This is a genomic window from Roseofilum sp., assembly GCF_982964205.1.
The window spans coordinates 1-4,862 of record NZ_CEZBFX010000194.1 but is presented as its reverse complement, the minus strand read 5'-3'; the positions used below and the strand labels follow the sequence as shown (position 1 = coordinate 4,862).

Genomic DNA, 4,862 nt, shown 5'->3' with positions numbered 1-4,862 from the left:
TGGTTTTCCTCTTACCGGCTTACCGGCTTACCGGCTTACCGCGCTTCGCGCTGTAATCATGACAATGATAAAGCCGCGATCGGCTGCTTCGCTGGATTTAGGGGTTTGTAAATGTTCTTCCAGCAATTCCACATTCATCGCATTTGCCTTCCAGGTGAGATCGAAAAGATCCCCTAAAATGGGAACAATTCCGGTCAGGGTATCAATGAGGACATTAATCACCATGCGTCCTAGGGTTTCTTTCGGTAATCCAAACCGAGTTGCTTCCAGAACAATATAAGCGGATAAGATCCCACTCACCATATCTCCACCTCCAGGAATTAAGCCAATAATTGGATCGATTCCCACGCGGTAATTTAAGCCGGGAATAGGTAGAGCATTATCGAGCAGTTGACTTAAACGGCGCAGACATTGAATACGATAGCGTTTGCTTCCCTGTTCTCTTTCTGATTCCCAACTTTTGTGTTTCATGATGAATAATATGAATACAGAACGTTCTGACCCATTCCCTATTACCCATCACTAGCGCGTAGCGCTAATCTAAAGAGGGTAAACGTTCCGGCCCCCAGGTTTGATTGCCTTCTTTAATGGGGTCGCGTAGAGCATCACAATTGCGCGGTTTCCGATCAATTTTACGCTGATTTTGACAAGATTCAAAAAAGATTTGGGCGACTAAATATTTGGGTAAAATTTGCGGCCGAGCTAAGGCCTGATTAAAAAAGCCTTGGGCGGCTTGCCATTGTTCGAGTTGTTTGAGAATCTGTGCTTTGAGGTAATGAACTTCGGGATGATTGGGGGTCTCAGATAAGGCTAAATTTACATATTCAAGAGCCTTATTGTAATTGCCTAAATCCCGATAAGCCATGGCAATGCCGCGATAGGTGAGATACTGGGGACGGGCTAGATTTTCTAAACGGGCGATCGCCTGTTGCGGATCGGCAAAGGGTAAATTCACGGCTAACATTAAGTCCATGTATCCCTTAATTAAATTTAATTCTGGATCGTCCGACCGGATTTTTTCCGCTTTGTTAATAAACTTTAGCGCTTCTTGTAACTCCCTTAATGCTTGGGTTGCGCCCCTGACTGGCCCATCTTTAGCTAAGGCATAACCCCCTTCCATAAAATGACCCACTGCTATGTATAAATTGCCCCGTAACGGGTTCTCATTAACTAAAGCCTTGGCCACTTTACCCGTTTGGGGAGCATATTCTTCAAATTTCTCCCAGTCTTGTTCAATATACGCTAGAGAAGCCATCATTGCATAAAGCATCGGATCGTTGGCTTCCCTCTGCTTTGCCTGTTGTAGATACTGTTGCGCTTGGGGATAATCTCCGCCAATAAAAAGGGCCTTAAATGCAGCTTCCGTATGCTCACCAATGGCATGGGGATTTTGTTCGCGGAAGGGATCGCCCGCTTGTAGGGAAGGCGTGAATACACTCAAGTGCAGTAAGCTGGCGATCGCCAAGCTGGAGCAAAATTTAAATAGGTTACGCTGGTTTTTCATGGCAGTTTAACTCAACAGCAGTCAGTCGCTCTCTAGTCCGATAGTATACTCGATACGATCATATATCTTGAATTAAAAGTTCCCATCCCCCTATCCCTCTATCTCCCTATCCCCCCATCTCCCCATGCTCTATCTAAACAACTTAAGCTATCATCCTCCAGCTATTCCCCACCCGGTTCTCAAAGCCATTAATTTAGAACTCGGCCCCCAAGAACTCGGATTAATTATTGGCCCTAGTGGCTCTGGAAAAAGTACTCTGATGGAAATTTTATCAGGTTTAGTTTATCCAACAGCCGGAGAAATTCGCTGGCGCGAGCAAGTGTTAATTGCTGAGGATATGCAACAATTGGCAGGATTAGTCTTTCAGTTTCCCGAACGCCATTTTTGCGGCAGTACGATTCTGGAAGAGTTGCGTTTAGGTCATCCAGAGTTAGATGTAGATCGGGTTAGGGAAGCCCTGATGGAAGTTGGTTTAGATCGCCTGTCGTTGCAAACCTCTCCCCATGCCTTGAGTGGGGGGCAACAGCGCCGTTTAGCTTTAGCGGTACAATTAATCCGTCAACCGAGTATTTTAATGTTAGATGAGCCAACCGCCGGTTTAGATTGGTCGATGCGTCGGCAATTGGTGCAATTGTTAGCTAAAATTAAGTCCCATTGGACCTTGATGATTGTCACCCACGATCCCGATGAGTTAGTCAGTTTAGCCGATCGCTGTTGGCATTTAAATCAGGGAGAATTAATGGCTGTCACGCTTTAGGGCTGGCAAGAGATAGTGAGGAGATTAAGACTTTATAAACGATCGCTTGCTCAGGCTTTCCATAACGCACCATAATAGTAAGTATGGGTATTTTTAGACTGAATCCCTCAGTGTTACAGATGAAGACTTTACAGTTATGGAGTACAGTTGTGAATCCTAAAATGCAGGTACACCCCCTCAATTCCCTATGCCGTATGCCCGATTCCCTAGCAGGACGTAGCGCCATCGGGTTCTGGCTAGTTATACCCCTGATGACTTTGGGGGGAGTGGTTTCCTTATTCACGGCTCCCGCTCTGTCCCAAGATGAGGCGGTGACTTTGAAAGGAGACTCTTTGCAAACAGTGGAGAGTCGCAGCACTCAAGATTTTCCGGGTTTGTATACAGACCTAGAAAACCGGGCAGATCCGCGCTTATCGACCCAGGGAAGATCTCGAGGGATTCCCCAATTGAGACTCAATGAAAAGGTGGATGTCATGTATAGAGAGAGTATCGTAGGGGAAGGTTTAGGATTATTTCGCTCTCCCGGTGATGTTAGACCTTCTGGAACAGTGAATTTGAGATTGCAACTTGAAGAATAAGGTTTCTCAATGGGGGCAGGCGATCGCCGATTTGTTGCCCTCTCATCAACATCCGGCGATTCATCTAGGGTTGGATCGCATTAAGCAACTCTTGGCTCGTCTGGGGAATCCCCAGGATCGGGTTCGAGTTATCCATGTGGCTGGAACCAATGGCAAAGGGTCAGTTTGTGCTTATATCTCGTCGATTTTACAGGCAGCGGGCTATCGAGTGGGACGCTATACATCCCCTCATTTACAAGATTGGACGGAACGAATTTGTATTAATGGTCAGAATATTGCCTCAGAAGACCTCTATAACAGTTTGGTTTTGGTTTTAGAACAGGTCAATCCTGAAGATTTGCCCACTCAGTTTGAAGTGTTTACGGCTGCTGCATGGCTCTATTTTGCTGAAAGGGGTTGCGATGTGGCGGTCATGGAAGTGGGGTTAGGGGGGCGTTTAGATGCGACAAATGTGTGCGATCGCCCTTTAGCTTCGATTATTGTCTCCATTGGTTGGGATCATTGGCAAGTCTTGGGGCCTACCCTAGGGGATATTGCCCGGGAAAAAGCAGGTATCCTCAAACCCCACTGTCCAGCGATTATTGGCGCTCTCCAGCCAGAAGCACAAACGGTGATTGAGCAACGAATTCAAGAGTTAAATTGCCCAGCTCTTTATCCTCGAGCTGCCGAAGATTTGGGGGGAGGAAGAGCGAGGTTTGGCGATCTGGAGTATCAACTGCCCTTAGTGGGAGCGCATCAACTGCAAAATTCTGCTGTGGCGATCGCCACCATCCAAGCTCTACCCCCTTCAGACTGGCAGATTTCTCCTCAAGCCATCCAACAGGGAATTGCCCATACCCGATGGCCCGGTCGCCTAGAATGGAGTAGTTGGAAACAACAGCGCATCCTGATTGATGGGGCCCATAACCCAGAGTCGGCGATGGTTTTGCGCCACTATCTCGATAGCTTAGAGACGACTTCCATTCATTGGGTAATGGGAATGATCTCAACCAAATCCCATCAAGAAATTTTTGAAATTCTGCTGCGCCCCGGCGATCTCCTCTTTACTGTCCCCGTTCCCGACAGCAATTGTGCTTCCCCGGAAGCCCTGCTTGAACTCGCCCAAACTCTACAACCGAACCTGAGCGCTTGTGCCGCCTATCGAGATCTCCAAGATGCTTTAGATGCAGCCGTCATAGACTCTTCCGGGTTAATTGTGCTTTCGGGTTCCTTATATCTGTTGGGTTATTATTTTTCCCTGCATAGGTAAGAGGTCTATTGATCGTCAGCCAGGTAACGCCCTATTATAGCAGTGCAAAAGAACGTTAAAATTCTTGTTCCTCTTGCCTATTTCCTATTCCTGATTCCCCCTCTTACTATGAGTCAAATTCAACTAATTTCTGGCCCAGGAATTCCCTCAATCGGTGATGATATTGACACCGATCGCATTATTCCAGCTCGTTTTCTCCGCTGTGTCACATTTGATGGCTTAGGAGAAGTTGTTTTTCAGGATGATCGTGCCCAAATCCAGGGCAAACATCCCTTCGATCAACCCCAGTATCAAGACGCGAAAATCCTAGTCGTGAATGGTAATTTTGGCTGTGGTTCCAGTCGCGAACATGCTCCCCAGGCGATCGCCCGTTGGGGGATTAAAGCCATTATCGGTGAAAGTTTTGCCGAAATTTTCTTTGGTAATTGTGTCGCCATTGGACTGCCTTGTGTCACCGCTTCGAGCGAGCAAATCAAGACCCTGCAAACAGCGATCGCCGCTAATCCTCAAATGGAGCTTACCCTAGATCTCAATACCTTGACTGTAGCCTGGGAAGGCAACTCCAGCCCCGTTTACCTTAGTGCTGGAGCGCAACAAATGTTTACCTCTGGTACATGGGACAGTTGCAGCCAACTCCTGCAAGGAGTAAACTCTATTCGTGCGACAGCCGCCGAATTGCCTTATCTTAAGTTTTGAACCCAAAGGCCTTGGCCACAACTTACCCCTCTTCTGTCACTCTGGGAAATTCTAACGAATTTCCGTCATTACAGCCCG

At 47.2% G+C, this 4,862-nt stretch carries 6 protein-coding genes; 4 read left to right on the top strand and 2 right to left on the bottom strand.

Going from position 1 to position 4,862, the window contains the following annotated elements; translation table 11 throughout:
- Window positions 1-27 precede the first annotated feature (27 nt).
- Window positions 28-471 (bottom strand): DUF4112 domain-containing protein, encoded by a 444-nt coding sequence (locus AC3A14_RS24075; protein ID WP_318736165.1) that lies wholly within the window; start codon window positions 469-471, stop codon window positions 28-30.
- A gap of 64 nt (window positions 472-535) precedes the next feature.
- On the bottom strand, window positions 536-1,504 hold the full coding sequence (locus AC3A14_RS24070; RefSeq protein ID WP_318736162.1) for a Sll0314/Alr1548 family TPR repeat-containing protein: 969 nt from the start codon (window positions 1,502-1,504) through the stop codon (window positions 536-538).
- Between the two features lie 124 nt (window positions 1,505-1,628).
- Between AC3A14_RS24070 and AC3A14_RS24065 the strand changes: the two genes are divergently transcribed.
- From AC3A14_RS24065 to leuD, 4 genes are all read left to right on the top strand, one after another.
- Complete coding sequence (locus AC3A14_RS24065; RefSeq protein WP_318736159.1) at window positions 1,629-2,261, top strand: ABC transporter ATP-binding protein; 633 nt, start codon at window positions 1,629-1,631, stop codon at window positions 2,259-2,261.
- A 194-nt stretch (window positions 2,262-2,455) separates the two neighbouring features.
- Window positions 2,456-2,839 carry a hypothetical protein gene (locus AC3A14_RS24060; RefSeq protein ID WP_318736156.1) on the top strand — a complete coding sequence of 128 codons (384 nt, stop codon included), beginning with the start codon at window positions 2,456-2,458 and terminating at the stop codon, window positions 2,837-2,839.
- On the top strand, window positions 2,829-4,088 hold the full coding sequence (locus tag AC3A14_RS24055) for a bifunctional folylpolyglutamate synthase/dihydrofolate synthase (RefSeq protein WP_318736154.1): 1,260 nt from the start codon (window positions 2,829-2,831) through the stop codon (window positions 4,086-4,088). Before AC3A14_RS24060 ends, AC3A14_RS24055 begins: the two co-directional genes overlap by 11 nt.
- 108 nt (window positions 4,089-4,196) lie before the next feature.
- The gene (gene leuD / locus AC3A14_RS24050; protein WP_318736152.1) at window positions 4,197-4,784 is read left to right on the top strand and encodes a 3-isopropylmalate dehydratase small subunit; all 588 of its coding nucleotides are present in this window, start codon (window positions 4,197-4,199) and stop codon (window positions 4,782-4,784) included.
- Window positions 4,785-4,862 lie beyond the last annotated feature (78 nt).

Coding starts and splice junctions, on each gene's coding strand:
- AC3A14_RS24075 (WP_318736165.1), bottom strand. CDS start 471: ATGAAACACAAAAGTTGGGAATCAGAAAGAGAACAGGGAAGCAAACGC.
- AC3A14_RS24070 (WP_318736162.1), bottom strand. CDS start 1,504: ATGAAAAACCAGCGTAACCTATTTAAATTTTGCTCCAGCTTGGCGATC.
- AC3A14_RS24065 (WP_318736159.1), top strand. CDS start 1,629: ATGCTCTATCTAAACAACTTAAGCTATCATCCTCCAGCTATTCCCCAC.
- AC3A14_RS24060 (WP_318736156.1), top strand. CDS start 2,456: ATGCCCGATTCCCTAGCAGGACGTAGCGCCATCGGGTTCTGGCTAGTT.
- leuD (WP_318736152.1), top strand. CDS start 4,197: ATGAGTCAAATTCAACTAATTTCTGGCCCAGGAATTCCCTCAATCGGT.